The 25191-nt window shown below is 43.0% G+C and carries 27 protein-coding genes; 18 read left to right on the top strand and 9 right to left on the bottom strand.

Features of this window, described 5'->3' with window-relative positions; all coding sequences use genetic code 11:
• Positions 1 to 92: 92 nt before the first annotated feature.
• Together GXP67_RS02190 and GXP67_RS02185 are read right to left on the bottom strand one after the other, a co-directional pair.
• Complete coding sequence (locus GXP67_RS02190) at positions 93 to 428, bottom strand: PadR family transcriptional regulator (protein ID WP_162441638.1); 336 nt, start codon at positions 426 to 428, stop codon at positions 93 to 95.
• A 248-nt stretch (positions 429 to 676) separates the two neighbouring features.
• Positions 677 to 1912 carry an FG-GAP-like repeat-containing protein gene (locus tag GXP67_RS02185; RefSeq protein ID WP_162441637.1) on the bottom strand — a complete coding sequence of 412 codons (1236 nt, stop codon included), beginning with the start codon at positions 1910 to 1912 and terminating at the stop codon, positions 677 to 679.
• Between the two features lie 271 nt (positions 1913 to 2183).
• Here GXP67_RS02185 and GXP67_RS02180 point away from each other — a divergent pair, with 271 nt between their 5' ends.
• Positions 2184 to 2849 carry a hypothetical protein gene (locus GXP67_RS02180; protein WP_162441636.1) on the top strand — a complete coding sequence of 222 codons (666 nt, stop codon included), beginning with the start codon at positions 2184 to 2186 and terminating at the stop codon, positions 2847 to 2849.
• Positions 2850 to 3121: 272 nt separating this feature from the next.
• On the opposite strand, the gene GXP67_RS02175 is transcribed toward GXP67_RS02180, so the two are convergent.
• Complete coding sequence (locus GXP67_RS02175; protein ID WP_162441535.1) at positions 3122 to 4294, bottom strand: IS91 family transposase; 1173 nt, start codon at positions 4292 to 4294, stop codon at positions 3122 to 3124.
• Positions 4291 to 5205 (bottom strand): tyrosine-type recombinase/integrase, encoded by a 915-nt coding sequence (locus tag GXP67_RS02170; protein WP_162441534.1) that lies wholly within the window; start codon positions 5203 to 5205, stop codon positions 4291 to 4293. Before GXP67_RS02170 ends, GXP67_RS02175 begins: the two co-directional genes overlap by 4 nt.
• Before the next feature lie 129 nt (positions 5206 to 5334).
• Here GXP67_RS02170 and GXP67_RS38155 point away from each other — a divergent pair, with 129 nt between their 5' ends.
• The 7 genes from GXP67_RS38155 (at position 5335) to GXP67_RS02140 (ending at position 9338) form a co-directional block, all read left to right on the top strand.
• Positions 5335 to 5619, top strand: coding sequence for an SRPBCC domain-containing protein (locus GXP67_RS38155; RefSeq protein WP_394351999.1), 285 nt, complete (start codon positions 5335 to 5337; stop codon positions 5617 to 5619).
• On the top strand, positions 5567 to 5842 hold the full coding sequence (locus GXP67_RS36870; protein WP_197901634.1) for an SRPBCC domain-containing protein: 276 nt from the start codon (positions 5567 to 5569) through the stop codon (positions 5840 to 5842). Before GXP67_RS38155 ends, GXP67_RS36870 begins: the two co-directional genes overlap by 53 nt.
• A gap of 75 nt (positions 5843 to 5917) precedes the next feature.
• The gene (locus GXP67_RS02160) at positions 5918 to 6475 is read left to right on the top strand and encodes a hypothetical protein (RefSeq protein ID WP_162441635.1); all 558 of its coding nucleotides are present in this window, start codon (positions 5918 to 5920) and stop codon (positions 6473 to 6475) included.
• Positions 6476 to 6620: 145 nt separating this feature from the next.
• Positions 6621 to 7256 (top strand): class I SAM-dependent methyltransferase, encoded by a 636-nt coding sequence (locus GXP67_RS02155; RefSeq protein WP_232064879.1) that lies wholly within the window; start codon positions 6621 to 6623, stop codon positions 7254 to 7256.
• 117 nt (positions 7257 to 7373) lie between these two features.
• Positions 7374 to 8018, top strand: a complete 645-nt coding sequence (locus GXP67_RS02150; RefSeq protein ID WP_162441634.1) for a trimeric intracellular cation channel family protein — start codon at positions 7374 to 7376, stop codon at positions 8016 to 8018.
• Positions 8019 to 8280: 262 nt separating this feature from the next.
• The gene (locus GXP67_RS02145) at positions 8281 to 8799 is read left to right on the top strand and encodes a DinB family protein (RefSeq protein WP_162441633.1); all 519 of its coding nucleotides are present in this window, start codon (positions 8281 to 8283) and stop codon (positions 8797 to 8799) included.
• A 110-nt stretch (positions 8800 to 8909) separates the two neighbouring features.
• Positions 8910 to 9338, top strand: a complete 429-nt coding sequence (locus GXP67_RS02140) for a DoxX family protein (RefSeq protein WP_232064878.1) — start codon at positions 8910 to 8912, stop codon at positions 9336 to 9338.
• A gap of 142 nt (positions 9339 to 9480) precedes the next feature.
• Here GXP67_RS02140 and GXP67_RS02135 read toward each other — a convergent pair whose 3' ends face one another.
• A complete protein-coding gene (locus tag GXP67_RS02135) occupies positions 9481 to 9867 on the bottom strand; it encodes a hypothetical protein (RefSeq protein ID WP_162441632.1) in 387 nt (128 codons plus the stop codon).
• A 233-nt stretch (positions 9868 to 10100) separates the two neighbouring features.
• Here GXP67_RS02135 and GXP67_RS02130 point away from each other — a divergent pair, with 233 nt between their 5' ends.
• The 5 genes from GXP67_RS02130 (at position 10101) to GXP67_RS02110 (ending at position 14117) form a co-directional block, all read left to right on the top strand.
• Positions 10101 to 10520: a hypothetical protein gene (locus tag GXP67_RS02130; RefSeq protein WP_162441631.1), complete on the top strand. Its 420-nt coding sequence runs from the start codon at positions 10101 to 10103 to the stop codon at positions 10518 to 10520.
• A 54-nt stretch (positions 10521 to 10574) separates the two neighbouring features.
• Positions 10575 to 11981, top strand: a complete 1407-nt coding sequence (locus GXP67_RS02125) for a sialate O-acetylesterase (protein WP_197901633.1) — start codon at positions 10575 to 10577, stop codon at positions 11979 to 11981.
• 31 nt (positions 11982 to 12012) lie between these two features.
• Positions 12013 to 12468, top strand: a complete 456-nt coding sequence (locus tag GXP67_RS02120) for a hypothetical protein (protein WP_162441630.1) — start codon at positions 12013 to 12015, stop codon at positions 12466 to 12468.
• Positions 12469 to 12577: 109 nt separating this feature from the next.
• On the top strand, positions 12578 to 13450 hold the full coding sequence (locus GXP67_RS02115) for an alpha/beta hydrolase (protein WP_197901632.1): 873 nt from the start codon (positions 12578 to 12580) through the stop codon (positions 13448 to 13450).
• A gap of 31 nt (positions 13451 to 13481) precedes the next feature.
• Positions 13482 to 14117, top strand: coding sequence for a DUF4291 domain-containing protein (locus tag GXP67_RS02110; protein WP_162441628.1), 636 nt, complete (start codon positions 13482 to 13484; stop codon positions 14115 to 14117).
• Positions 14118 to 14120: 3 nt separating this feature from the next.
• Here GXP67_RS02110 and GXP67_RS02105 read toward each other — a convergent pair whose 3' ends face one another.
• The 4 genes from GXP67_RS02105 to GXP67_RS02090 form a co-directional block, all read right to left on the bottom strand.
• Positions 14121 to 16547, bottom strand: a complete 2427-nt coding sequence (locus GXP67_RS02105) for a hypothetical protein (protein ID WP_162441627.1) — start codon at positions 16545 to 16547, stop codon at positions 14121 to 14123.
• Between the two features lie 54 nt (positions 16548 to 16601).
• Positions 16602 to 17753: a DUF4249 domain-containing protein gene (locus GXP67_RS02100; protein WP_162441626.1), complete on the bottom strand. Its 1152-nt coding sequence runs from the start codon at positions 17751 to 17753 to the stop codon at positions 16602 to 16604.
• 6 nt (positions 17754 to 17759) lie between these two features.
• Positions 17760 to 20528 carry a TonB-dependent receptor gene (locus GXP67_RS02095; protein ID WP_162441625.1) on the bottom strand — a complete coding sequence of 923 codons (2769 nt, stop codon included), beginning with the start codon at positions 20526 to 20528 and terminating at the stop codon, positions 17760 to 17762.
• A gap of 238 nt (positions 20529 to 20766) precedes the next feature.
• Complete coding sequence (locus tag GXP67_RS02090; RefSeq protein WP_162441624.1) at positions 20767 to 21495, bottom strand: hypothetical protein; 729 nt, start codon at positions 21493 to 21495, stop codon at positions 20767 to 20769.
• Between the two features lie 117 nt (positions 21496 to 21612).
• On the opposite strand from GXP67_RS02090, the gene GXP67_RS02085 reads away from it, so the two are divergent.
• From GXP67_RS02085 to GXP67_RS02070, 5 genes are all read left to right on the top strand, one after another.
• Positions 21613 to 22914: an alpha/beta hydrolase family protein gene (locus GXP67_RS02085; RefSeq protein ID WP_162441623.1), complete on the top strand. Its 1302-nt coding sequence runs from the start codon at positions 21613 to 21615 to the stop codon at positions 22912 to 22914.
• A 23-nt stretch (positions 22915 to 22937) separates the two neighbouring features.
• Complete coding sequence (locus GXP67_RS02080) at positions 22938 to 23804, top strand: alpha/beta hydrolase (protein WP_162441622.1); 867 nt, start codon at positions 22938 to 22940, stop codon at positions 23802 to 23804.
• Between the two features lie 55 nt (positions 23805 to 23859).
• Complete coding sequence (locus tag GXP67_RS02075; RefSeq protein ID WP_162441621.1) at positions 23860 to 24204, top strand: hypothetical protein; 345 nt, start codon at positions 23860 to 23862, stop codon at positions 24202 to 24204.
• A gap of 156 nt (positions 24205 to 24360) precedes the next feature.
• Positions 24361 to 24513 (top strand): MBL fold metallo-hydrolase, encoded by a 153-nt coding sequence (locus GXP67_RS37955; RefSeq protein WP_317170097.1) that lies wholly within the window; start codon positions 24361 to 24363, stop codon positions 24511 to 24513.
• Positions 24501 to 25190, top strand: a complete 690-nt coding sequence (locus GXP67_RS02070) for an MBL fold metallo-hydrolase (protein WP_317170096.1) — start codon at positions 24501 to 24503, stop codon at positions 25188 to 25190. The genes GXP67_RS37955 and GXP67_RS02070 overlap by 13 nt, the downstream gene beginning before the upstream one ends.
• Position 25191 lies beyond the last annotated feature (1 nt).

The raw sequence follows: 25191 nt of genomic DNA, 5'->3' as shown, positions 1-25191 counted from the left end.
GAGTGTACTAAGTATTACGATTATATATGCCTGAATTTTAGCGCTATATCTCTTTAGTAAAACCTGGTGCTCACATTAATGAGTATGAATAATCAGATGCCTTTTAGCTGGATCGTAGCCGGAACCTGCGACCATAGTCTGGTACGCACTTGCTGAATCTCATGTAAGGCTTGAACACCAGTTGTGGTAAGTGAAAAAAAGCGTTTTCTGCGGCCACCCCGTTCGGCAGTAGCGCCGCCCATTTGCGAAGAGAGAAAGCCTTTTTCCTCCAGACGCTTGAGTGTGGTATGTACGGTGCTGAAATCTACGATCCGGCCGGTTTGCTCTTCGATTTCCTGCGTAATGGTAACGCCGTATGCCTCCTCCTGAAGTATGGCAGTAGTAAGCAGTACCAGTTCTTCAAACTCTCCCAGATATACTCTTTTCATGGGCTTTTTCTATTTCATTTGATTTTGTCGAACAAATATACTGCCAAAGCAGAAAAAGCCGTAATTTAACTAATGCAGTGGTTTCTTATCAAATTATTAGTTAGAAAATATGTTCAGAAACGAACAGTAATTGTCCGGTTTTGGCGGTAAAAGGAATAAATAAAGCGAGAGAAGTAATTCCCTCGCTTTGGTTAAATAATATACCAGAAATTTCAGTTAGCTCATGTAAAACTTCCAACTTCCGATCTTTATTTGCGCTCCTGTGTAAATACAAACACGCCTTTTTTATTGGCAATCACAATATCAATCAGGCCATCGCGGGAGATATCTTCGGCAATTACATGAACACCTACGCCCGAAGCATCATCGATCTGGTGGCCAGTGAAGGAAGGTTGCTTGCCGGGTTTAAACTCAAACCAGTATATCACAGGTGGTTCCAGTTCGCCTGGGTCTTTTCCCATATGGGCAAAATACCGTTTGCCGGTGATCAGGTCGGGTGTACCATCAGAGTTGATATCTGCAAAGGCCAGTCCATGTGTCTGGGCAAACTGTTCGGAGATCGTATGCATTGTCCATTTCGGCGTGCTTTCTGATTCCTGCGTCTGCTCATACCACCACATACCGAGTTGATGGGCAGAGGAAGTAATTATATCCTGGTCGCCATCTTTGTCCACGTCAAAGGCATACATCTGGGCACAGGCTTCTCCTAAGTTAGCTGCATGAAACATCCAGTTGGCTTGTTGCCGGTTGGTTGGGGCTTCCCACCAGCCCTCTTTAATAATTATATCCTGGCGGCCATCTTTATTTACATCACCCACACCCAACCCATGCGAAAAATTACTGGTTCCGGGGCTTTTTTCCTGGCTGATCGGAAACTTCTTCCACTGGGTTTCTTTTTTGGCAGCAGGTGCTTTAAACCAGCACATCTGGCCTGTTTTTACATCGGCTCCCAGAATATCCAGCCTTCCATCGCCATCAATATCATAAAAGCCGGCTGATTCATTGCCCAGCGTAGAATCAATGAGATGTGTTTTCCAATGCCCGGCTTTATTCTGCGGATTTTCAAACCATAGCACCTCTTTTCCCGGAAACCCAATCCGCACAAAGTCCGTCCATCCATCCAGGTTTACATCCAGCGTCTGGCTGATAAAAGCATTACTGTATCCTTTGTCGTAGTAAAATGTTTCTGGCTGGGCAAGTTCATGCTTTGTCCAGGTAGGTGCTTCAAACCAGTAAGCACCAGCCAGTACATCGGTGCGGCCATCTTTATTCACATCACCAACAGCCACACCTTCTGCAATGAACACATCGGTAAGCACCTCTTTTTTAAAGCTGATACTGGCTGCCGGAGCTGGTTTGCTTTTTTTCTGGGCACACAATTCAACAGGGAAGAGAGCAATGATGAACAAACTCAAGCTACTAAAAATATATACTCTGGCAGGGCATGATTTTCGGAAAGGAAGATTCGCCGTATTATCTTTCATGGGTGTGGTAGGTAGAGGTGGACGGTTAATAACTCAGTACTCGATAGGCAATATACCTCAGAAAAATGATTTTGCATACTAAACAACGGATTGGTTTATAGCCTGTGTTCAATTTTTTCCTGGGATAAGTAAAGAACTTGCTGTGTTAAGTGATATCTACTTTCTATATCCATTTCAAAAGTTTCGGGTATTTGCTATATTGGGTGTATCCCCGTAATAAATAATAAGCGTTTCGGGGATACATATGTTGGCGGTAATTATAATATAAACAATGAAATCATGGACTCTTGTGATAGGTCTAGTAATACTAACTAGCTGTAACAGTTCGACAAATAGAGATCTCAAAAACGAGCAAAGGGATTCTAGTGCATCTGCAATAATTTATGATTCGCTAAAAATTGCGTATGGAAGATATGTAAAATTTGATAAATCAATGAATGCTACAACTTTGCTGACAACCGAGTGTAGAAAAGATCAACCACTTGACCATACGCAGTCTAATCAAGCCTTAGGCGATTTAGGCCGCAATGATACCCTTAAGTTATATGCTGAATTTGTGGATTGTGGTGAGTTTGGAGGAAATAGGGAATACATAAATGTTTTCAGAAAAGATTCAATCCTTGAATGTACTTTAATTCAAGACTCAGTTGTATGCAATTTTGATGAATATGGTAGAAAGTATTTCAGGAAAGCGCAGCAAACTTTACCCCTTTCGGAAAGTGCCTCTCAATCCATTACAGATTACTTAGAATTGTTATTACGTTATTCCTTAAAGGGAAGCGAGTTGCATTCACATGCAGCAGGCTACTTTTCAGCAACTATAACTCGAGGGGTGGATTATAGAAAGGACTTCTCTTTTGATGTCTATGATTCAGAAGGCCAATGGATATACTTCGACATATTAAAAAATGAAATAAAAACTTCCGCCAACATATAAGGGTTCATGGGGTGGTCTTAACCCACCATGAACCCTGTGTTGCACGAAACCGGGTGGTTTAACCTGCCCTTATTTATGGGGAATCAATCAATAGAGAAGAAGCTTCTGGGTGAAGCGGTAGTACACTAAAAGAAGATAGTGTAAAAAAAGGAAGAGAAAAGATCTCACTATTTGTAAACTGAGCAGCCGTGTTGGCTCCAAGTAAGGTGACTATATTCCAACATGGGCAATAACTTTCCCGGCCAATTTTTTGAGTGGCTTTTTTATTCTACTCAGGCAGTTTTCAAGTGTAAAGCTATCGATAGCAGGTAAGCCCTATCAGGTGGGGAACGGGCTGCTTCAAAGCGCAAGATTTCTCTCATGCGGCCTTTGCTGCAGCAAGGACACAGGTCTATATCATAGCCTAAGCGTTCTTTGCAGATGCTTTTCCAGTCCGACACTCTTTTTTCCGGCGTAGCTACTCTCAAATCTTGTCTGGCCAGTGCTAAATCATGGGCTTTTGCTTTGGAAGACAAAATGCCATAGTGGCGGATGCGGACAAACTTTGGTGGCAGAATGTGCAGGCTGAAACGCCTGATGAACTCAGTAGCCTCCAAACTCATGGTTTTCTTTGCTGCTTCTTGCCGGTAATCTTTGTAAGCGAAGCTCACCTTGCCATCCTCTATACTTTGGAGGCGGTGATTGGAGATAGCTACTTTGTGGGTGTAACGTCCCAGATATTCAATCACCTGAGCAGGACCTAAGAAAGGCCTTTTACAGTATACCACCCAGTCTTTGGCAAATAACTCTTTCCATAGCCCATTATCCACCTGTGCTTTATTAGCAGAAAGAAAGCTTCTCAGTAGTGAGACATAGCGAGCACGGAACACTTTACTGAGTGCTTTGACCGGGAAAAGATATTTACCTGTACTTCTGGCCTTTTTCCAGTGGCCACTCCCAGAGATCCCTCCACCCGGCACAATACAATGCAGATGTGGATGCAGTGAGAGGTTCTGTCCCCAGGTGTGCAGAATGGAGATCATACCTGTTTTAGCACCCAGATGCTTGGGATTATTGGCAAAGCTGTTGATCGTAGACCAGGCTGTCTTGAAGAGCAAAGCATAGAGTTCTTGGGGATACTGCAGGCACAATAGATTAAGGGAGTGGGGCAAGGTGAAGACCACATGAAAGTAGCTGACCGGTAACAGGTCTGCCTCCCTTTGCATAATCCACTTTTCACGATTGGTAGTCTGACACTTAGGGCAGTGTCTGTTGCGGCAGCTGTTGTAGCTAATACGCAGGTAGCCACAACTATCACAGGCATCTATATGGCCGCCTAGTCTGGCAGTACGGCAATGCTCAATCGCCTTTAGGGTGGAGAACTTGTGAGCAGAGACTGCATGCGTGGCCATAAACTCATGTAAGTGAGCCGACAGTATATGGGCTAACTCTAGGGCAGGCTTCATGCCTCCTTTGTATAGAGGGTATCTAGAGGAGAGAAAGGAGCTTTTCTGCCAAGTCCTGCCATGTGCAGATATACAAGGGTAGTTTCCAGGAAGCTATGGCCTAAAAGTTCTTTGATGGAGACAATATCCAATCCATCTTCTAGCAGATGGGTGGCATAGGAATGGCGCAGGGTATGTACACAGATGCCTTTCTTTTTGATGCCCGCTTTACTAACTGCATCCTGCATGAGCCATTGCACGCCTTTGCGGCTGAGCTGCGAGCCATATTCCTTGCCATTGAAGAGGTAGTAGTGGGGTTTGCAGGCAGACAGGTAGGAGAGCAGTCCTCTTTTCATCAGCTGGGAGAGGGGTACATAGCGGTCTTTTCTTCCTTTGCTTTGGCGAATGTGGATCTGCATGCGGTCAAAATCTAAATCTGAGATCTCAAGCCGGCATACTTCCTGCATGCGAAGGCCTGCTGAATAGATTAAGGCCAGCAGCACCCGGTGCTTTAACAGACGGGGTGCTTTGAGCAGAGCTTTGACTTCCTGCTTACTGAGGACCGCTGGCAGTTTGTGTACTTTAGGGATGGAAGGTAGGCGGATAGCCCGGTCATCTCTGCCGGTAAGCCGGTAGAGCAGGCGCAGGCCATAGACAGCATGTTTGAAAGAGCTTTTAGAAGGCTTGTTCGTTTTCTTCTGCAGCATCCACAGGTAATCTCTGACCTGATCTTCGTCTAGTTCGGTAGGCAACTGATTGTAGTAGAGAGCAATCTGAGCCATGTGGCGGGAGTAGTTTTTTAACGTGCTCAGACTTCTGCCAGACAGGGAGATATCCCTTTCCAGCTTGTTGTAAAGGAGAGAAAATCCGCTTACCTTCAGGCAAGCCTGTTGGATAAAAGTAGGGTGGGTGTTAGTGTTTGGTGTTGACATAGTGGTAAGAGTTTGGTGAAACATACTCCTATAACTATTCCCACCTACCAACAGGCTACCGTAGGTTTAGTGCAACACCAAGCACAAAAACGACAAGCATGCTGCCTCACCACAACCTTACCAATTGCGATGCTGCGTGTGCTTTTGGTTCATTATAAGCAACCTAAACATAACACTACTGTGGGCCAAACAACAAAAACTTCAAAAATTATACATGCAACAGCGGAGACTATTTATAAAGCCTTAACCAGTCCGGCAGCCTTAGAAGTTTGGCAAGCGCCAGGCGATATGACGGCCAAAGTCCACAATTTTGACTTTCGGGTTGGTGGTGGATACCAAATGTCATTATTCTACTCTGATAATGAAAGGAAAAACAGGAGGAAAAGAGGACAGATTTACGGCACGGTTTATTGACCTAATTCCAAACAAAAAAATAGTGCAAGCAATAAACTTTGACTCAACTGACCCTGCCTCTTCCGGCGAGATGATTATGGAAGTAAGCATTGAACCTACGGACAAAGGAGCAATGGTGACGTATTTTTTTCAAGATATACCCAAAGGAATTAAACCTGAGGATAATGAAGCAGGAACCATTTCAACGCTTGAAAATTTAGCAAATTACGTTGAAGGAAATTAATTTACAGAAGCAAAATGTGTGATGCTAACACCAGGCCCATGATTGGTTGCAATTAAAATTAAGATAAATCAAACCATGAAGATTTATTATACAGCCACTGCAAAGTTTAGTCAGACTACCCACCGCATCTGGAAAGGATATGATTTAAACTGGCAAGGCTATATTGCCTGGTCTAACCTCAGGCATGTAAAAGAAGTGATCACCTTAGATTCTACCTTAGGAAAAAATGTAGTAGAAAGAGATAACCTGCTAGATGCAGACTTTTTAGTGTGGGAGGATTACATTCCTCATTTATATACCAGTTTAGCTTATTTACGCTCAAAGTTAGCAGGAAAAGATGCTGCTATTTACAATCTGCTGGCGGTCACTAAAGAGCCAACGGAGCCTTGTGAAGCGCTTTATTTAGAGAATTTTGACTTTATTGGATATGATTTATTGGATGTACATGGGGATGTAAGTGCTTTAACGAACTGTGGAGGATTTGATAATACATTTCTTCCGGAGGATTTGAATGAATATGGCTTACTTTCTACCTATCAGAAAGCCTATACAATTAAAGCAGCGTTGATTAAAAATAATCCAGACGAGCCGCATGCTACCTGTCATGTGTGGGCCATTTGGCGATTCAACTAACAAGTTACAGCAGGTAACATCAAACACAAAGGACAGCTTTGCACGTCCGTACAAATCATAGCAGAACCAAAATTATGCCTGGGTTCATGATCTGTATACTGGCAATTTTAGTAGAGCAGCTAACTGAATAACATATTGAAACGAGATGATGGTAAACGAAAAACCTGAGTTCTGGGAAAAGAGCTTTATCGAAAAGCAAGAAATGTGGGGCTTTGAGCCATCCCGTTCTGCTGTATTGACAAAGGATTTTTTTGTCGTAAAATCGGTAAAAAATATGCTTATCCCTGGCATTGGCTATGGACGCAATGCGCAAATTTTCATAGACCATGGAATAGCTGTAACCGGTATTGAGATTTCACAAACAGCTATTGAGATGGCAAGAAAGCATTACGGCAACACAATGACCATCTTTCATGGGTCTGTAACGGATATGCCCTTTGATAACTGTTACTATGATGGCATATTCTGCTATGCTTTAATTCATCTACTGGATAGCACCCAAAGGCAAAAACTAATCCGTGACTGCTTTCATCAACTCTCAAAGAATGGCTACATGGTTTTTACTGCTATTTCAAAAGAAGCGCATACTTATGGCAAAGGCAAATTTGTCAGCCAGGACCGCTATGAAGTATTCGATGGGGTTAGCCTGTTTTTTTATGAAAGAGAATCCATCCATGCTGAGTTTGACCAGGCCGGATTATTTGAAATCACAGAAATCAATGAGAATTATCCCTTCTTTTTAATCAAATGTCGAAAAGGCAATCACCATACAGGTATATAGAATAAGCATTGCCTATATCCAGACAGATTATCAGTAATTACAAAGATGATTACTTATTCTCTGGAATTGAGTAGAATTGTTCCGGAGAATGATCACTAAACAAACACGGACATTTCCTTGGAAATAAATTTTACAACGCTGATAGACCTGGTAGGCACCTTTGCCTTTGCCATTAGTGGGATCAGGCGAGCATCAGGCAAACAGATTGACTGGTTTGGTGCCTATATCATTGGATTGGTAACGGCTATTGGCGGAGGAACCACCAGAGATGTATTATTGGATGTAAGGCCATTCTGGATGGTAGATGGTAAATATTTCCTCACTACAGGAGTAGCGCTGCTGGCCGCTCTGCTATTTAAATATAAACTATTCAGGTGGGGGAAATCTTTATTTGTATTTGATTCCATCGGGCTTGGCTTGTTTACCATAGTGGGCATCAGCAAAAGTCTTGAAGCAGGGCTACCTTTTTGGGTGTGTATTGCGATGGGTGCGATTACGGGTTCAGTCGGTGGTGTAATGAGGGATGTTTTGATAAACGAAGTACCGCTGCTGTTCCGTAAAGATATTTATGCCCTTGCCTGTATAGCTGGAGGTGTTATTTATTTCATATGTAATTACTTCAACCTTCCCACAAGTGTAACAGAACTGATCGCTGCCTTAACAGTAATAGGATGCAGAATAATCGCTATAAAATTTCACATTCATTTACCCATATTAACATCCATTTCAACGCAGGATGGTGATAAGGAAAATAAAACGTAACTATAAACTTTGCAACAACCCTTCTGCAATGCCGAACCGCAGGCAGATGTAAGCTCAGGTGACATAATGAAGTATAGGTAAAAAGAACAAGAGCCTGAAAATATGAACGCTATGATTGAATGACTTCCCATAAGGCTACTTCTGGACTATTTATAATCCGCAAAAGAAGTGGTATATTGGAATGATTGCTTCAGAAACAGAGTATAATAGTATTGGAATGTATAAGTAATTATCGCTTCAACATGCAAACAAACCTACGAACATGAACCAACCAAAATTACCGGAAGTATGGCTGCGAGGGCCGGTTGCCGGAGTAACGCCTTTGCTACAGCCGGTAGCCCATGCCTTATTACAGGCCAGAGAAGAAGTAAGTACGTATGTAGCCGATTTTCCAGCAGAACGGCTTTGGGAAAAACCGGCAAGAATGGCATCCGTTGGGTTTCACCTCATGCACCTGACTGGTGTGCTCGACCGTTTGTTTACCTATGCCCAGGGACAAACTCTTTCCGCAGACCAATTGAAAGCCCTTTCACAGGAAGGCAGTGAACCTTTTGCAGGATGTACAGCCGAAGATCTGGCCGGGTTATTCAGCAAGCAGGTAGATAAGTCACTGGCACAGTTGCGGGAAACAAATGAACAAACTTTGCTTGAACCCAGAGGAGTAGGCCGGGCACAATTGCCTTCTACTACCCTGGGATTACTTTTTCATGCGGCCGAACATACCCAGCGTCATGTAGGCCAGTTGCTGGTAACGGCCAGAATAGTGAGAAATATGTACTAAATCGTTGCTCGTTGTTTGTACATTTTTTCAAACTGATACATCACAATCAGGGCTAATTGCACTATCGGTTTTTAGTTTAACAAGAGAATGTATCATTTGTTCCGGCAGATATGATTAAAAAACTGCTCTCATGGCATGGATTAGGACAAGAGGGTGGCTTGCTGGTGATCCGGCTCATGGTAGGTGCTTTTATGCTGTATCATGGCTGGGAGGTATTTGATGGGGAGAAAATGAATGGATATGCAAAATGGCTTACCGACATGCAGTTTCCTTCTCCGGTGCTCATGGGGTATCTGGGCAAAGGTACCGAATGGCTGAGCGGCTTACTCATTACCCTTGGGTTGCTTACCAGATTTGCCTGCCTTATCATGGCGGTTACTATGAGCATTATTACCTTTGGAATAGGAGAGGGGAGAATTTTTATGCAGGAACAACATCCTTTTCTTTTTGTAGTACTGGCAATGGTTTTCTTCTTTGTGGGTCCTGGCCGGTGGAGCCTCGATTATGTGCTGTTTGGAAAGATGAATAGAAGTATTTAGTAGTGCGTATTTAGTATTAAGAGGTCTATCAATATTGAAATTTCAAAACTGCTTCATCATTTCATCCATCTGCTTCACAGGAATAGACTACTGTAGTTATTTACTTTCGGGATGAAGCAGGCAAACAAGCTAGCTCAGTAAATTACTGGGCAGAACCAGCTTCCAGGAAATAGTAGGCAGTATCATGGTCGTACATCACAAAAGTGCTGTTTGCCGGCAAAGAAGCCTTAACGCCTCTGGTCAGGAACTCCTCAATCGTAAATGACTTCTGCATCACCAGCGAACCCTGTATATCGAATACTTTTACCAGAATAGTATGTGCATCAACTGGCGCACTGGGCAAATAAGCTTCCAGGATGGGTTCTTCTTCCACTACATCTACAATGGTGGAACCATTAGCCATTCTAACAATGGTACCAGGCTTTTCTTCCAGAATAATCATTCTTTTGGTTAGTTCCGTGGGAAATCCCATGCTCATGGTTAATAAACCAGTGATAATAGATAAGGAGAATAATTGAAGCGTTTTCATACAAGTCCTGTTTTAAGTTTTTTAAGTTTGTTTGGTAGATAGTGCTGCTTGCCTATTATGAAGTAAGCTGCTTGTGTGTGATGCCAATAGGTATCCAAGAGACATGCCAATGGATAAAAGCTCGCTATTTACGTGATTTGGCTGTTTATTAAAAAATGGGGTGTTTATTTTTGATACAATATCCGTCCGATTCCGTACACTTGTACCTTAAATTGATATATAATTATTTGAAGATGTTTGCGAAACTTAAATTCAGAAACCTGTTGATGTATATGGCTAACCTGAGATTTACTGATCCCCAGGTTCAATCCATGAACGAGCAGTTCAGAACGGCACTTCTGGATTTTGCCTCTGAAACGCCGGATAATCTGGCAAGTGTAGATAATATTGAAATCGGGAAGATCAGGGTGAACGGGCGATTAGAGTCCGGACTCAAAATTAAAGGCAAAAAGATCATGCTATCAGAATTAATGCACAGCATAGAAGAAATGGATCTTCCTGAAGAAATTAAAGCCGAATATCCGAAATTAACCCAGGAAGAATGGGCAGCAGCCACCCGGATTATGACTTTGATTTTGTCAAGTTTAGAAGATGACTTTAGAAAACTAACTGTAAAGCTAATTCTTCTATTCTTTCTATATTTTCCGAAATAATTTATATTGCCAGTAAATTACCTATACACTCACCTATCCTTTTTTATACCACTCATGCGCATCCTTATTTCCATTTCCCTGTTTCTGCTGATCCATTTTCAAGTGCTGGCCAAAATTACCTTGCCGGCTGTTTTTACCGATAATATGGTGCTGCAACGCAACTCGCAGGTAGCTATCTGGGGCTGGGCCAATCCTTCCGAAAAGATCAAAATTGTGGGCAGCTGGAATAGTAAAGATACTGTGGAGGCCATTACCAGAAATACTTCCCAGTGGATGGCTAAACTTCCTACTTCGGAAGCCGGTGGTCCCTATACGCTCACGCTGATCGCGGGTAATACCATCACTTTACAGAATGTGATGCTGGGCGAAGTATGGATTTGCAGCGGACAGTCGAATATGGAGTGGAGCGTAAACGCAGGTATCACCAACGGAGAACAGGAAGCTGCACAGGCCAATCATCCCAATATCCGTTTTTTTCATATTCCCAGGGTAGGCGCCGATTTTCCGCAGGACGATTGTAAAGCCAGCTGGACCGTTTGCACACCCGAAACGATGCGGGCAACCAGTGCTGTTGGCTACTTTTTCGGACGGGAATTGCAACAGAACCTGAATGTGCCCATCGGACTCATTGTATCGGCCTGGGGCGGCACACCAGCAGAAGTATGGGTACCCAAAGACCTGATTGAAAATAATCCGACCCTAAAAAATGCTGCCTACGATGATGGCGCAGGCTGGTGGCCTTCTGCTCCGGGAACTACCTATAATGCCATGATAGCCCCTGTAGTCCCTTATGGCATTGCCGGAGCGATCTGGTATCAGGGAGAATCTAACCGCTACCGTCCGCATACCTATGGCCAGCTGATGCAAACGCTGATTGAAAGCTGGCGCAAGGATTTTGAAAAACCGTTTCCGTTTTATTATGTGCAGATCGCACCCTATACCTACGACAATAAGGGCAAAGCCTATATTGTTCGGGAGCAGCAAGCCAAAACAATGAAGGAAGTGCCCAATACAGGCATGGTAGTAGTTTCGGACCTGGTAGATAATATCAAAGATATTCACCCCAAAAATAAACTCGATGTGGGCAAACGCCTGGCCGGTTTTGCATTAGCAGAAACCTATGGGAAGAAGCAGGGTATTTACAAAAGTCCGATGTACCAGTCGATGAAAGCAGAAAAAGGCAAAATCCGGGTGAGTTTCGAAAATGCAGATAATGGCTTACAGGTAAAAGGAAAAACAATTACTGGCTTTCAGATTGCCGGAGAAGATCATCAGTTTGCGGATGCCACTGCACAGCTGAAAGGAAATGAAATTATTGTTTCGAGCAAAGCAGTGAAAAATCCGGTAGCGGTACGCTTCTGTTTCGATGAAACCTCTATGCCCAATGTATTCAACAAAGAAGGTTTGCCACTAGCGCCCTTCCGCACTGATACCTGGGAAATAGAGCAGCAGCCACAGTAATCAGGAATTCATTTATTAACGCTTATGTTATATGACAGGAACGGAAATATTAATATATTCTTTATTTGCCTGTTCAATCATAGTTGCATGCCTCTTTTTTGGTTTCGCAAATGATTTGAACGATCCTAAATTCTTTAGAATATCACTTAGAATTGCACTTCTATCTTTTGTTATTGGGGTCATTATTGAACTAACCCAGGTGATTAACTCGAAACCTGGGATCTCTCTTATAATCATGTCCATACCCATTATTTATCTTGGATTTTTTGAATTATTAAGAAGAATATTCATAGCATGGAAAGGAATATATCCTTACGCACCTTCCACTGCTGATGCAATGGGGGCGTATCCTATAGGAGGTATTTGGACTAATTACCCTAAAAACAGAAAAACCATGTGGACGGACTATCTGTTTAATGCTGCCCTGTTAATAATCCCACTCGTCACCATCATTGGAATAATATATTTGATTAATCATATAAGTTAAGTAGAATAATGTGTGCCAACTCATCATTCACAATTCCCAATCTATGAAACTTCGATTCTCTCTGGTTATCCTTTTATTGATCTACATCCTCACAAACCCTGTAATAATTTTGGCACAGTCTAAAACCGCTTCAAAGCCAGTGGCTTCCCCACTTATCGCCTTGTGGCCGAATGGCGCACCTGGGGAAAAAGGAAATATTGGCGAAGAGAAAGACATGTCTAAGCCCACCGATAATAAGGTGGCCGGAAGAGAATTGATACGTCTGGGCAATGTGAGCAACCCGACAATTACCGTATACCGTCCCAGCAAAGAGAAAGATACTGGAGCAGCGATGGTGGTTTGCCCTGGGGGAGGCTATCATATTCTGGCTCTGGATCTGGAAGGAACAGAGGTTTGCGAGTGGCTGAATTCTATTGGGGTTACGGCCATTTTGCTCAAATACCGGGTACCAGTACGGGAAGGATTACCCAGATATGCACCGCCTTTACAGGATGCCCAGCGGGCCATGGGTATAGTGCGTAGCCGGGCGGCGGAATGGGGCATTAGCCCTAACCGGATTGGGATAATGGGATTTTCTGCAGGTGCACATCTTTCAGCCGCACTGAGTACCAATTACGACAAACGTACGTATCCGGCTGTGGATGCCGCCGATCAGGTGAGTTGCAAGCCTGATTTTACGATGCTTATCTACCCAGCGTATCTGACTGCAACAGACAAAAGTGAAAAAATAGCGCCTGAATTACCCATTACTGCCAGTACATCACCCACATTACTTATACAAACCCAGGATGATGGGATTCCGGTAGAAAACAGTGTATACTATTATCTGGCTCTAAAAAATGCCGGTGTGCCGGTTGAAATGCACCTCTATCCCAAAGGTGGACATGGCTATGGTTTGCGAAAAACAGATATAACGGTAACTAGCTGGCCTCAACGGGCTGAAGAATGGCTGCGGGCACAGGGGTTGTTAATTAGGAAGTGAGAATTGTGATTTGGTATTTGTGGGATAAGTTATGGAATTAGTTAAAGAGAAGTATTCGACATACAAAGAACGATTACCTAGGACTGGAAAACAGATTATTGGGCAATTTGATCAACAGTGGATTGTAGTATATCAGGCTTTCAATCCGCTTATTACCAATTATGCAGTAAAACACCAGAAATTTGGCGGAGATCATTACAGCTTTAACCGCATGAGCTGGATTAAACCAAATTTCTTATGGATGATGTACCGGGCCGGATGGGCTTCAAAACCCAATCAGGAGCGTATTTTAGCCATATGGGTAGATCGGGAAAAGTTTGAGTACATATTGAGCCTGGCGGTCCCATCTTCCTATAACCGCGATAATTATTCAAGTAACGAACAATGGAAACAAGCCCTGGACCAGTCAGAGGTACGCTTGCAATGGGACCCGGATCACGATCCTTATGGAATACCTACTGAGCGCAGGGCAGTCCAACTCGGACTAAAAGGGGAGGTGCTGTATCAATTCTGTACTCAGTGGTTGGGCCAGATTCAGGATATTACAGAGTGGGTTAAACTGGAAGGAGAAAAAGTATTCCATCATCAGATTGATTCTCTGATGGTAGCACGTGAAGAGGTATATCCGATCGAAAATCTACAGATCGTCCAGCAAATAGGTCTTTAAATATTATTGACTGTTTCCTACCTCAAACGTAAATGTCTGGCTGGCGGCTTCTCCGGTGGGGCTAATGCCCTGAATTACTCCAATGTATTTTCCAGGCTGGTCGGAAGTATAAAAACTCAGTTGCTTTTTTCCACTTGCATCTGTATGTATTTCCGGTGACCAGAATAGTACATTTCTCAAATCCGGAAGGCGGCTGTTGTGCTGTGTTTCGTTCTCGTAGACCGGCGCATAAAATTCCCGTTGCAACTGTAATCCTTCATATTCCATAATCACCGATTGTGGGTCCAGTTCGAAGCCTGATAAATTGTGGGTATAGGTACTAAAATTGAGAATACCTTCTACAATTAAAGGCCCCCAGAAATACCGCCTGGCTACCACTTCCAGTTTTTGTATTTTTAACGGATCATAGGCCAAAAACTTTTCAGTGTTGAAAACCGGCAAGCCATCCAGCAGGATTAAAGGTTCCTGTTCAAATATCATCTGATTGGCCAAATCTGACACCAGGATGGCTCGTTTGCCATTCCGCTTTCTGATGGCAACTTCAGGCATATATTCCCGCACTACTTCTTCAATGGTAGGAAATCTGGTAAAATCATCCAGACGATAGGTTCTGTCCGGGGTATTATAGAAAACAGTAGTATCCATTCTAACTGGCCTGAAACGGTTTCGTTGTTCAGGCGAAAAAATATTCTGCACCTGCATACTTACACTCTGGTCAGCCAGTAGCCCGGACATGGTGGAAGCAATAGCAAACGGAGGAAAAGGATGGTTAGAAAATTTACTGGAAAAAGGACTTTCTATTTCAATGCGGTAGAGGCTGTCTTTCTGAGTATTGGTTTGGATGACCAGCTCCTGTGGCCCAAGCATATCTTTGGTATAAAAACGGAGTTTGCCATGCCTGTCACTGGAGGCACCATATACCTGTAAACGCTTGCCGGGGACAGAAAGATAAGCGGTAATGTTACCGGCCGGTAATGTAGACCGGGTATCTGTAATCAGGCCAGAAATAATATGTCCTTCTTGCTCCGGCTGAAATTCAAATACCGGAGATTTCTGTTGCCAGATGTCTTCCCACCGGAACCGGCGCCAGCCATGGGTAAGCATCAGGTTGTCGAGCGCTTGTGTGGCTTCCGGGGAAGTATCTGAAAGGTAATACTGCGGGTTTTCTATGTTTCCCTGCAAGTCAGCCTTCAGCCACAAATAACTAAAAATATCTGCCTGCTCAGGTTGCTGTAAAGAATCCAGTAAGTACACTGACATCGACATATCAGCCATCGCTGGCTCACCTGGTTGAGTGGTAGTCAGAATATCTACGATTACTTTTTTACGGGAAGCATACTGGTTTTGGTCAGTGCCGGCTTTAATGTGTAAGCGTTGCTGAGGGTGTTTGAAATATAGCCTTTCGCATACTGGTAGCCTTTTTGAATTGAACAGCGTCAGGTGGGAAATACCTTCCCCTAATTTGCTTGTAGCTATCTTAAAAGTGGCTTTCCCATCCCGTAAAAGCTGCATCTCACCCGTTTTTATCGCCTGTCTGGTATGTGAGAAAAGATAAACCGAATCTATAGCAGTGGCAGGCACTGTGGCTTGTACATAAATGCGTAATTCTTCTTCACCCGCTTCTTCCAGTGTCAGTACATATCCCTGCTCAAATATTCTGGGGAATTCGCTTTGAATCTGCTTTCCGTCACTGCTCTTTACTACCGCTCTATAAGTTTGATCGGACAGAGGTGTAAACCAGAAATGTCCCATGCCCTGTTTTAAGGGCCGGAAGGTAATTATGGTATCATTATGCTGATTTAAAACAGCGCCTGTACCATCGATTCCTTTTCCCTGCCCATTGCTGAATTTAAAAGCCACTTTGCTCCGGAGACCTTGTACCAGATTACCGCCTTCCGGGAAGAACTGAACATGATAGGCAGGTGCAGCTTTAGAAGCTGTAGGAGGCAGTACAGTTAATGAGTTGACGAGGGTAAGGTCTTTTTCAAAATAAAAATCCGGGCTGAAATTCTTCATCCAGCTGGTATATGCCCGTAATTTATAAGACCCGGAAATTAATGTAAAAGGCAGGATAAAAGAACCATTTCCGGTGCCATCCTTCAGCGGAATCTTAGCTTGCAGCACAGCTTGCTGCTGATCATTCATAATTTCTACATAAGCCGCTTTGGTGAGGAGCATTGGTTCATGGGTAGATGCATGTTGATGATACAGCTTAAACCAAACTGTTTCTCCGGCCACATAAAACGCTTTATCCGTATGTACAAAAATCTTTTCCTGCCAGGCTTTGCGGGTGTATTCAGTAAAATAGGCAGGAATACTATCCTGAGGTGTTACCTGACCAAATGCAAAGGCACCATTCAGCCATATGCTCCACCACAACAGCATTCTGGTTATTCTGAATTGTATAAAAAGCAGGTAAGTTAATTTCATCTAAATAAGGATCTGGTCTGTTTCGATAGAATTTGAGCAGGCTACTAATTAAGCTTACTGCCAGAAAACGGGCTTTTGCGTCGTGCCTCCTTTTGCCCGGCAATCCACACAATTCTGGTAAGAAAATGTATAAGCAGTAATACCCAGTGGGCCGGCAATGGAAAATACAGGTAATAATGCGCCATTTGCAAATGTATCAGACAGGTTTTTTTTGATATTAGGTATCGTATCCATGTCGCAGTTGGTATACCCGACCTCTATAAATGGGAATGGAAGGGTACGGCCCTCGATAAACAGCCTTTTTTGTTGCAGGGTAGAGGCAGTAACAAAGCCAATGACCGGCTCTTCTGGATTAGTCACACAAGTTATATTTCCTTTTAGTTGGGATGGTTGCGCATCGAAAATAGAACCGGTGCTTTCTGTATTTTTCTGCAAAATCTGCCAGTAGTTGAATGCATCCTGGCTTAAGGCATACTGTTTTACCAGCACACTATATTTGTAAGTTAATTTTCCTGAAAGGGCTGGCGTAAATATAATCGGGTTACGGTAGATTACATCCTGCGCTAATCTGACTGACGAATTAATAAGTATTTCACTGGATTTTTCCGATTTATAGCAAATAAAAATCTGGTCTTCCCTGGTTGCCATACTGCTGTCTTTGGATACAAACTCAAAGTTGGAATAATAAGCAGAGTTATATTGCCAGGTTTCTTCATAATCCCAGCGGTAATAACGGGTATCATTTTCCGGATCATGGGTATCCACATATATTTGTATCCCATCATTCATTACAGCCCAGGTAAGGGTATCAATGGCAGGGGTAGCTTTGAGCGCCACATAGTCAGATATATATTCTTTATTGGTTCGGGTGCGGATATGAAGCCTGTATCTGGCATTAAATGTCAGGTTGAGAGGAACGCTGTTATACTGGCCATCGTTTTGTTCAGAAAAATCATATCTGTCCCCTTGCTCACCCTCCACATATACAGTAGCACCTATCTCCGGAATAAGATTGTTTGTATCTGCCTGGGTTCTGGTGCGTGACAGGTAAAAAGTGCTTGGCTCTGTTCCGCTGTTAATAAACCCTTCAACAACCAGGTAATTCTCTGCCTCAGCAATCGCAGGCGGATTATAAGGCTCGATGCAGGAAGCTGTACAAAGTGCAAACAGCAGGCAAATATAAAAGGAGTGGAGCGTGCGTTTCATAAAGCCTTAAAATCTGAAATTATAGGTTACAGTAGGAATAGGCTGACCGAAAATAGATAGTTTATAGCCATTTACTTTGCCATTCTCGGACTTGAAATAGACCGAATATGCATTTTTCCGGCCGGTGAGGTTGTAGATGGCCAGCGTCCAGGAACTGTGTGCCAGTTTTTTAATCTTATGGTTTCCTTCAATATTCATGGAAAAATCTACCCGGTAATAATCCGGAATGCGGTACTGGTTGCGCTCCGAGTAATAGGTTCTGGTAGAGCCACCCATATCAAAGTAGGAGAGGGGCAAGGTTACCGGCCTGCCGGTACTGTAAGTGAAATTCAGTGAGGTGCTGAAGCGGTGCGAAAAGCGGTAATTACCGATCAGGGTAAAATCGTGCGGTTTATCAAAGTTGGCCGGATACCATTTTCCCTGGTTAATCATTTCGCCGGCAGTCGCATCATCCATACGAAGCAAGGTACGGGAATACGTATATGCCATCCAGCCATTGAGTTTTCCGGTGAGTTTTTTAACCAATACTTCAACACCATAGGCTCTGCCCTGTGTGCTGATCACATCTGTTTCAATATGCTGATTCATAATGAGTTTAGCGCCACTTTTATAATCGAGAAAATTGCGGATGTTTTTATGGTATAATTCTACCGAGGTTTCAATGGAATTATTGTTAAAATTCTTGTACAAACCCAGGGAAATCTGGTCGCCAAACTGCGGTTTAATATGTGTGTCGCTCAATTTCCAGATATCGGTGGGAGAGATGGCCGTGGTATTGGAAAGCATATGAATGTATTGCCGCAAGGTATTATAACTCAGCTTTATGGACGAATTTTCAGTAATTACATACCTGGCCGACAGCCGGTATTCCGGACCATGATACGTCTGAATGGTCTTTCCTTTGGCATATGATAGGGTGTCGGCGATATTTACTTCTTCTTTTGGTAAGCCAGGGGCATATTGGAGCACCTCTTTGGCACCCAGGTAATTGAATAGAGAATACCGCAGTCCTAGGGTGAGTGAGAGTTTGGGGGTAATTTCAAAACGGTCGGAGATATAAAAGGCACTTTCCAGCCCTTGTTCAGCTTGTACGGTTTCGGGCACTGTTAAAGATTCACTGCCTTGCGGGCTGTACGAACCAGGATGTAATTTGTAATGAATGGTGCTGGCTCCAAAATCCAGGGTATGGCGTTCGCTCAGAAAGTAGCTGAAATCGGCTTTCAGGTTATTCTGGGTGATGTCGAAAGCCAGTTTGAAGGCATTCACCGGATTTTTATCGCTCAGTATGGAATACTGATACTTAGTGAATCCGCCGGTAACTACACTGAAAAGTTTATTGCTGAACACATGTTTCCATTTCAGGCTGGCAATCTGGTTCTGGTAGCCATACAGGGTATCTGTATTGAATTTAAACCGGTCTTTGCTCAGGTATCCGGTAAAATACAGGCTGTTTTTGTTATTAAATTCATGACTCACATGCAGATTTACATCATAAAAAGAAGCTTTGCTGTTTTGATAGGCTGTGTTTTTTAATTGGCCCAGCAGCCAGTTGGAATACGTTGACCGGCCCCCCAGAATAAAGGAAGTTTTGTCTTTGATAATAGGCCCTTCCAGGGTGAGCCGTCCGGTTAACAGGCCAATACCGCCCGAGCCGGCAAACTTTTTCTTGTTTCCATCTCTGGATGTGATTTCCAGTACCGATGCCAGCCGTCCGCCATATTTTGCCGGAATGCCGCTTTTAAACAGTTCCACATTTTTTACCACGTCCGGGTTAAATGCCGAAAAGAAACCAAATAAATGCGAAGGATTATAGATGGTAGCGTCGTTAAACAAGATCAGGTTCTGGTCGGTAGAACCACCCCGCACATTAAAACCAGTACTGGCTTCTCCTACTGTTTTTACGCCTGGTAAGGTAAGCACTACCCGTAAAATATCTGCTTCTCCGAAAACAGTGGGAATCTGCTTAATGGTTTTGATATTGAGTTTTTCTACGCCCATCTGTACCCCGGTCACATTCACGGCTTTTTCTGCCTGCACCACAACTTCCTTGAGGCCAATCACCTGGTCCTGCATGTCAATATCCAGCCTGCCATCCGTATAGAGTGCGATCTGCCGTTTGGTATCTCGCATACCCAATGACCGGATAAGTACTTCATGGCGGCCTTTGGGTAAGGTAATAGAATAATAGCCAAACTGATCGGTACTTACACCAATCCTGGGTTCTTCAATAAAAACCACGGCTCCAATGACCGGTTCGCCTGTTTTGTTATCTTTGATCGTTCCGGCCAGCGTAGCTTTGCCTGTTCCAGCAGGTGCATTTTTATTGCCGATCTCAAAGAGTTTGTTTTCAACAGCAGTGTTGATTTTTTCTTTGGCAGCGTCCTGCGGCGTGGTTTCGGTGAGTTTATTTTGTAGCGGAAGGGTAGAGATAAGCGAATCAGTGAGAAGAGTAGTAAGGATAGCTCTGTCTCTGGTAATAAACACCCGCTGATGCCTGTCGATGGCAAAATGAAAGCCGGAGTCTCCGAAAACCTTGCTGAGAATATAGGGAAGATTTTTCTGTTCGGCTTGCAGGCTCACCCGGATTGTATCTATTTGTTTACTATCATAATAAAAATGATAATCGCTTTTTGATTCAATTTCTTCAACCAGACGTGTAAACGGAGCCTGGTTCAGATGTATACTAAGCAGAGGTTCTTTATTATCCTGACAAAATGCTTTTGAAGAGATGATGAGGAAAAGAACAGTAACTAAGCTGGTTAAACGAATAATCATTAATCAAGCAATGCGTAAGGGTAAAAGAATATACTCAAATTATACTAAGCAGCCGGCCTAATGTATTGAACTTCTGGATATTAAAAATACATGCTTATTCAGTTTGAATTAAATAATGCAGTATCTGGGTATTTTCTTTATTGCCATTCCTAAGAACGAGGAATCTCTTAAAGCAAACCTTCTAAAAGACTTCTCCTTTGTTGGAATGACAATACAACCGCTAAAAGATTTAGAAGTATTACTGAGAAAGCGTATCATAAAACCGGCCGACATGTATAAACGCCTGCTCGATATCCGTTTTGAAATTGATTCCGTTTTCCTGGATAAACTTCCGGACTTCTTTCTTACGGTCATCTAATACCTTAATCAAGCCTTTTTTATTTTTCACCTGAAAGTAAGCCTTGTCCTTGTACACATAATACCTGTTTTTCTGGGTAAACCACTGCTTTAACCGCCTTTGTGCAATTTCTTCCTCCATTATTTTAGTCCGCCTGGCCAGTATCTTCACGTTGCCCTCATACAATTTTTCATAAAATCCAGTACGGATATCTTCCCCTTTACCAGCAACGATACGGACAAAGGTATGGTTGAGGAGCATAAACTGGCTCACCCGTTCGCTGATCAGGCTGATCTTGTAGTATTTTTGAAAATGTTCGATAACAAGTTCATCTTTCATAAGATCATATTCCATCGGCACATTCCGGTACAGCATTCCATCATATATCACCGAGCCTTCTTCCAGCACCGGAGATTCAAAAAACTGGTGGCCATCAATATGGTTGTCGTAGTTTACATACTCAATGCCATTGTAGAGATGGGAAGGCAAAGAGATAAAATCATTGGAAAGATCTATTCCGCTATCCGCCCTGGCCTGATTCTGTGAAACATCTGCCTGGGCTAACTGGCCAAAAGCTGTAATGGAAAGAGTAAGTGCTAAAAAAGCAGGAATAAAGACTTTTTTTAACATGCGCTGGCAGGTTGTGAAAATAAAACTATTTTCCTGGTATAAAGAAAGTGTATTTTAAAGTAAATTATCTTTATTTGAAAGTATAGCCTTAACTTTATTTAAAGGCACTTACAGTCTATGAAACAATATATACTCATTCTGTTTGCTGGTCTATGCGGATTTACTTTTTGTCATCTCCTGCAGGCACAGGTTCAGCCTGAAACATTTGTAGTGGGAGATGCCTTGCCAGATGCCCCGGAACTTTCTCCCAGAGGAACCTATGCCGTAGGTGTGCAGACAGTAACGTTTGTAAACAAAGGCCAGGTAGATATTCTGAAATCTAAAGAGGGGAGCGAACCCAAATACGATCGTCCCTTAAAAGTGGAAATCTGGTATCCGGCCACTTTGCCTGGAGCCGCTACAAAACTGGTTTCCTATGAAAGTGTGCTGGGAAGATCTAATGACCCCAAACGGCCTATAATACCTTTTAATTTTACTGGCAGGGCGGTACGGGATGCGGCTCCGAACACAAAGGATGGCACATTTCCGCTGGTGATTGTATCACATGGCTATCCTGGTTCCAGGTATTTATTAACCTACCTCACCGAGAATCTGGCTTCCAAAGGATATGTAGTGGCTGCCATCGATCATACGGAATCTACCTACCAGGATTTATCCGGATTCCAGAGTACCTTACTGAACCGTCCGAAAGATATTTTATTTGTTCTCAATCAACTGGCAGAGTTAAGTAAACCGAAAGGAAAACATTTTCTATCCGGATTGGCAGACGCCAGCAATACGGCGCTGATAGGTTATTCGATGGGCGGATATGGGGTACTGAATGTGGCTGGGGCCGGATATAGTTCGCAACTGACTACCTTTTTTACAAATATGACTGGCGGCAGTAAAGCTATTGAGGTACGAACCAGTCAGTCTCCGGAATACAAAGCTTCTATGGACAGCCGCATTAAAGCAATAGTGGCTTTTGCTCCCTGGGGTATGGAACGGGGTATCTGGGATTCGGAAGGGTTACAAGGCTTAAAAACACCGACTTTCTTTATTGCCGGCAGCCAGGATGATGTATCGGGGTATGAGAAAGGAGTGAAGGCCATCTATACCGGAAGCGTTAATGCCGACCGGTATATGCTTGTTTATGTTAACGCCAGGCACAATGTAGCGCCTAATCCGCCTCCGGCTCAAACCTTGCAACCTGGAATGACCATGGATGAATATTATCATTATGCCGAACCTGCCTGGAATGAACGGCGCATTAATAATATTAATCAGCATTTTGTGACCGCTTTTCTGGGTATTCACCTCAAAAAGCAGGATTTTCAGAAATATTTACAGCCCGAATCAGATACTACCAAACCCTGGCCTGGCTTCAAGCCCCGTACTTCTGTAGGACTGGAATTACTGCATGATTCTCCGGTAAAATAATGATGTGTGCGAGTATGAAATGGATGAGCCAGAGAAAATTTGTTTTACAGGTATTCTTGTTTCTAACAATGCTGGTTGGGGTTTCTTCCTGTTCGTTAAAGAGAATTATTCGTACCAAAAATATAACCTATCTGAATTCGGATTCTGTTGCGAATAAAGTAGCCAGACGCCTAGATATATATGCACCCCGAAAAAAAGGTGCACCAGCAGATGTATTTATATTTATTCATGGCGGAAGCTGGAATTCCGGGACCAAATCTTTATATAGTTTTCTGGGAAACCGGATGGCCAGAAAAGGTATACTGACCGCTATTATTGAATATCCGCTGAGCCCGGAGGCACAATTTCAGCAAATGGCATCGGCATCGGCTAAGGCTGTACAATGGGTGAAAAATAACATTAATCAGTACGGTGGCAATCCGGACCGGATTTTTGTTTCCGGACATTCAGCAGGCGGACAACTGGCAGCGATCATTGCCATCCGGCCGGAGTATTTCGACAGCCTTTCCATGCCAAATCCGGTAAAAGGACTCATTCTGATTGATGCGGCCGGACTGGATATGTATGGTTATCTGAAAGAAGAAAAATTAGAGGCGTCTCATCCTTTTCTGCGGACTTTCTCCACTCATGAAGATATTTGGAAACAAGCTTCGCCTCTGTACTTTCTCCATGCCAATATGCCGCCAATGTATATTTTAATGGGAGAAAAAACCTATCCATCCATTGAGAAAAGTACGGCAAAGTTTGTAGCGGCACTCAAAGAAAAACAGGCAAATTATACCTATCAGGTATTGAAAGGGAAAAAGCATAAAGCGATGATCACCCAGTTTCTGTATTCGAAAAATCCCCGGTACCGACAGATCATTGAATTTATGCAACGAGTGAAATGAGAATTTATATACAAGCTTAGATTATTGAGTCATTGTCTGCTATATTATAAATTAAATGGAATCTAATTCATTGCTATTTGGAAACATTGAGTCAGGTCTTTCCTTAATTGAGTTGTTTACGATTGTTAAGCAAAGATTTGAACGAACTCAAATACGAGAGTCCACTCACTATGCGTCGGGGAAATATATACGAACAGATTTTGGGCATGAGGGATATATGACATTTGAGAAAATCAATCCTAAAGAATATCTCATTAAAGCAGAAGCAGAGTTACCAGGAGACCTTTTGCAACTGGCAGCCATGCTTGATAAGTTATTTAAACAAAACGAAATTAAATTGATTTTTGAAGTATATGATCGCCATAACAATCTGTATGCAAGTGACAAGTTAAAAAGATGATAAAGCTACAGCAGACTACACCAAGTGCAAAACAGCAAGCATGCTACCTAAGCTCAAAGATTTCACAAATGGCGCAGCCGCGTGTGTTATTGAATCAAGCTTTCCATTACTCTTTAGGCTGGAGAACAGGCCAAAAACACGTATCTTTACAATAATATGGATGTACAGATTTGCTCACTTAATTCCGGAAGTAACGGCAATTGCTATTACGTCGGCACGCAACAGGAAGCAGTATTGATAGATGCAGGTATCAGTTGCCGGGAAACCGAAAAACGTATGAAACGCCAGGGCTATCAATGGATAAAGTGAGGGCTATTTTCGTCTCTCATGAGCATTCTGACCACATCCGGGGCATTCCGGTTCTTGCCCGTAAATATAATTTGCCGGTATACATCACAGAAACTACCTTAAGACATTCCGGATTGTCTTTTAATAAGCTGGAGTTTTTGCCTTTTGAAGCCTATATTCCAATTCAGCTGGGTGAATTGTCAATTACTGCTTTCCCAAAACTGCATGATGCCATTGATCCGCATAGCTTTGTAGTTACATATCACCAGTTAAAAATAGGCGTATTTACAGATATTGGTTCTCCCTGCCAGCACCTGATCAAACATATGCAGGAATGCCATGCCGTATTTCTGGAAGCCAATTATGATGAGGATATGTTAGCCAATGGCAGGTATCCGTATTATCTCAAACGGCGCATCAGCAGCGATACCGGACACTTATCCAACTGGCAGGCACTTGAATTATTGATGACCTATAAACCCGCTCATCTGAGCCATGTATTGCTTTCGCATTTGTCGCAGGAAAATAACTCTCCCCATCTGGTTGAATCATTATTTGCTACACATAATCCGGAACTTCAGGTAGTGGTGGCTTCCCGTTACCAGGAAACTGCAGTATTTTCTATCAGCAATACTCCATTCCCCTCTGTTCCAAGAAAGCCGGTTACGGTACAAACCGAATTGTTTCCGTTGTTTTAAG

This window comes from Rhodocytophaga rosea (assembly GCF_010119975.1).
Classification (GTDB): domain Bacteria; phylum Bacteroidota; class Bacteroidia; order Cytophagales; family 172606-1; genus Rhodocytophaga; species Rhodocytophaga rosea.
Note: the sequence above shows the minus strand (reverse complement) of the source record. Positions and strands in the feature narration are given on the sequence as shown.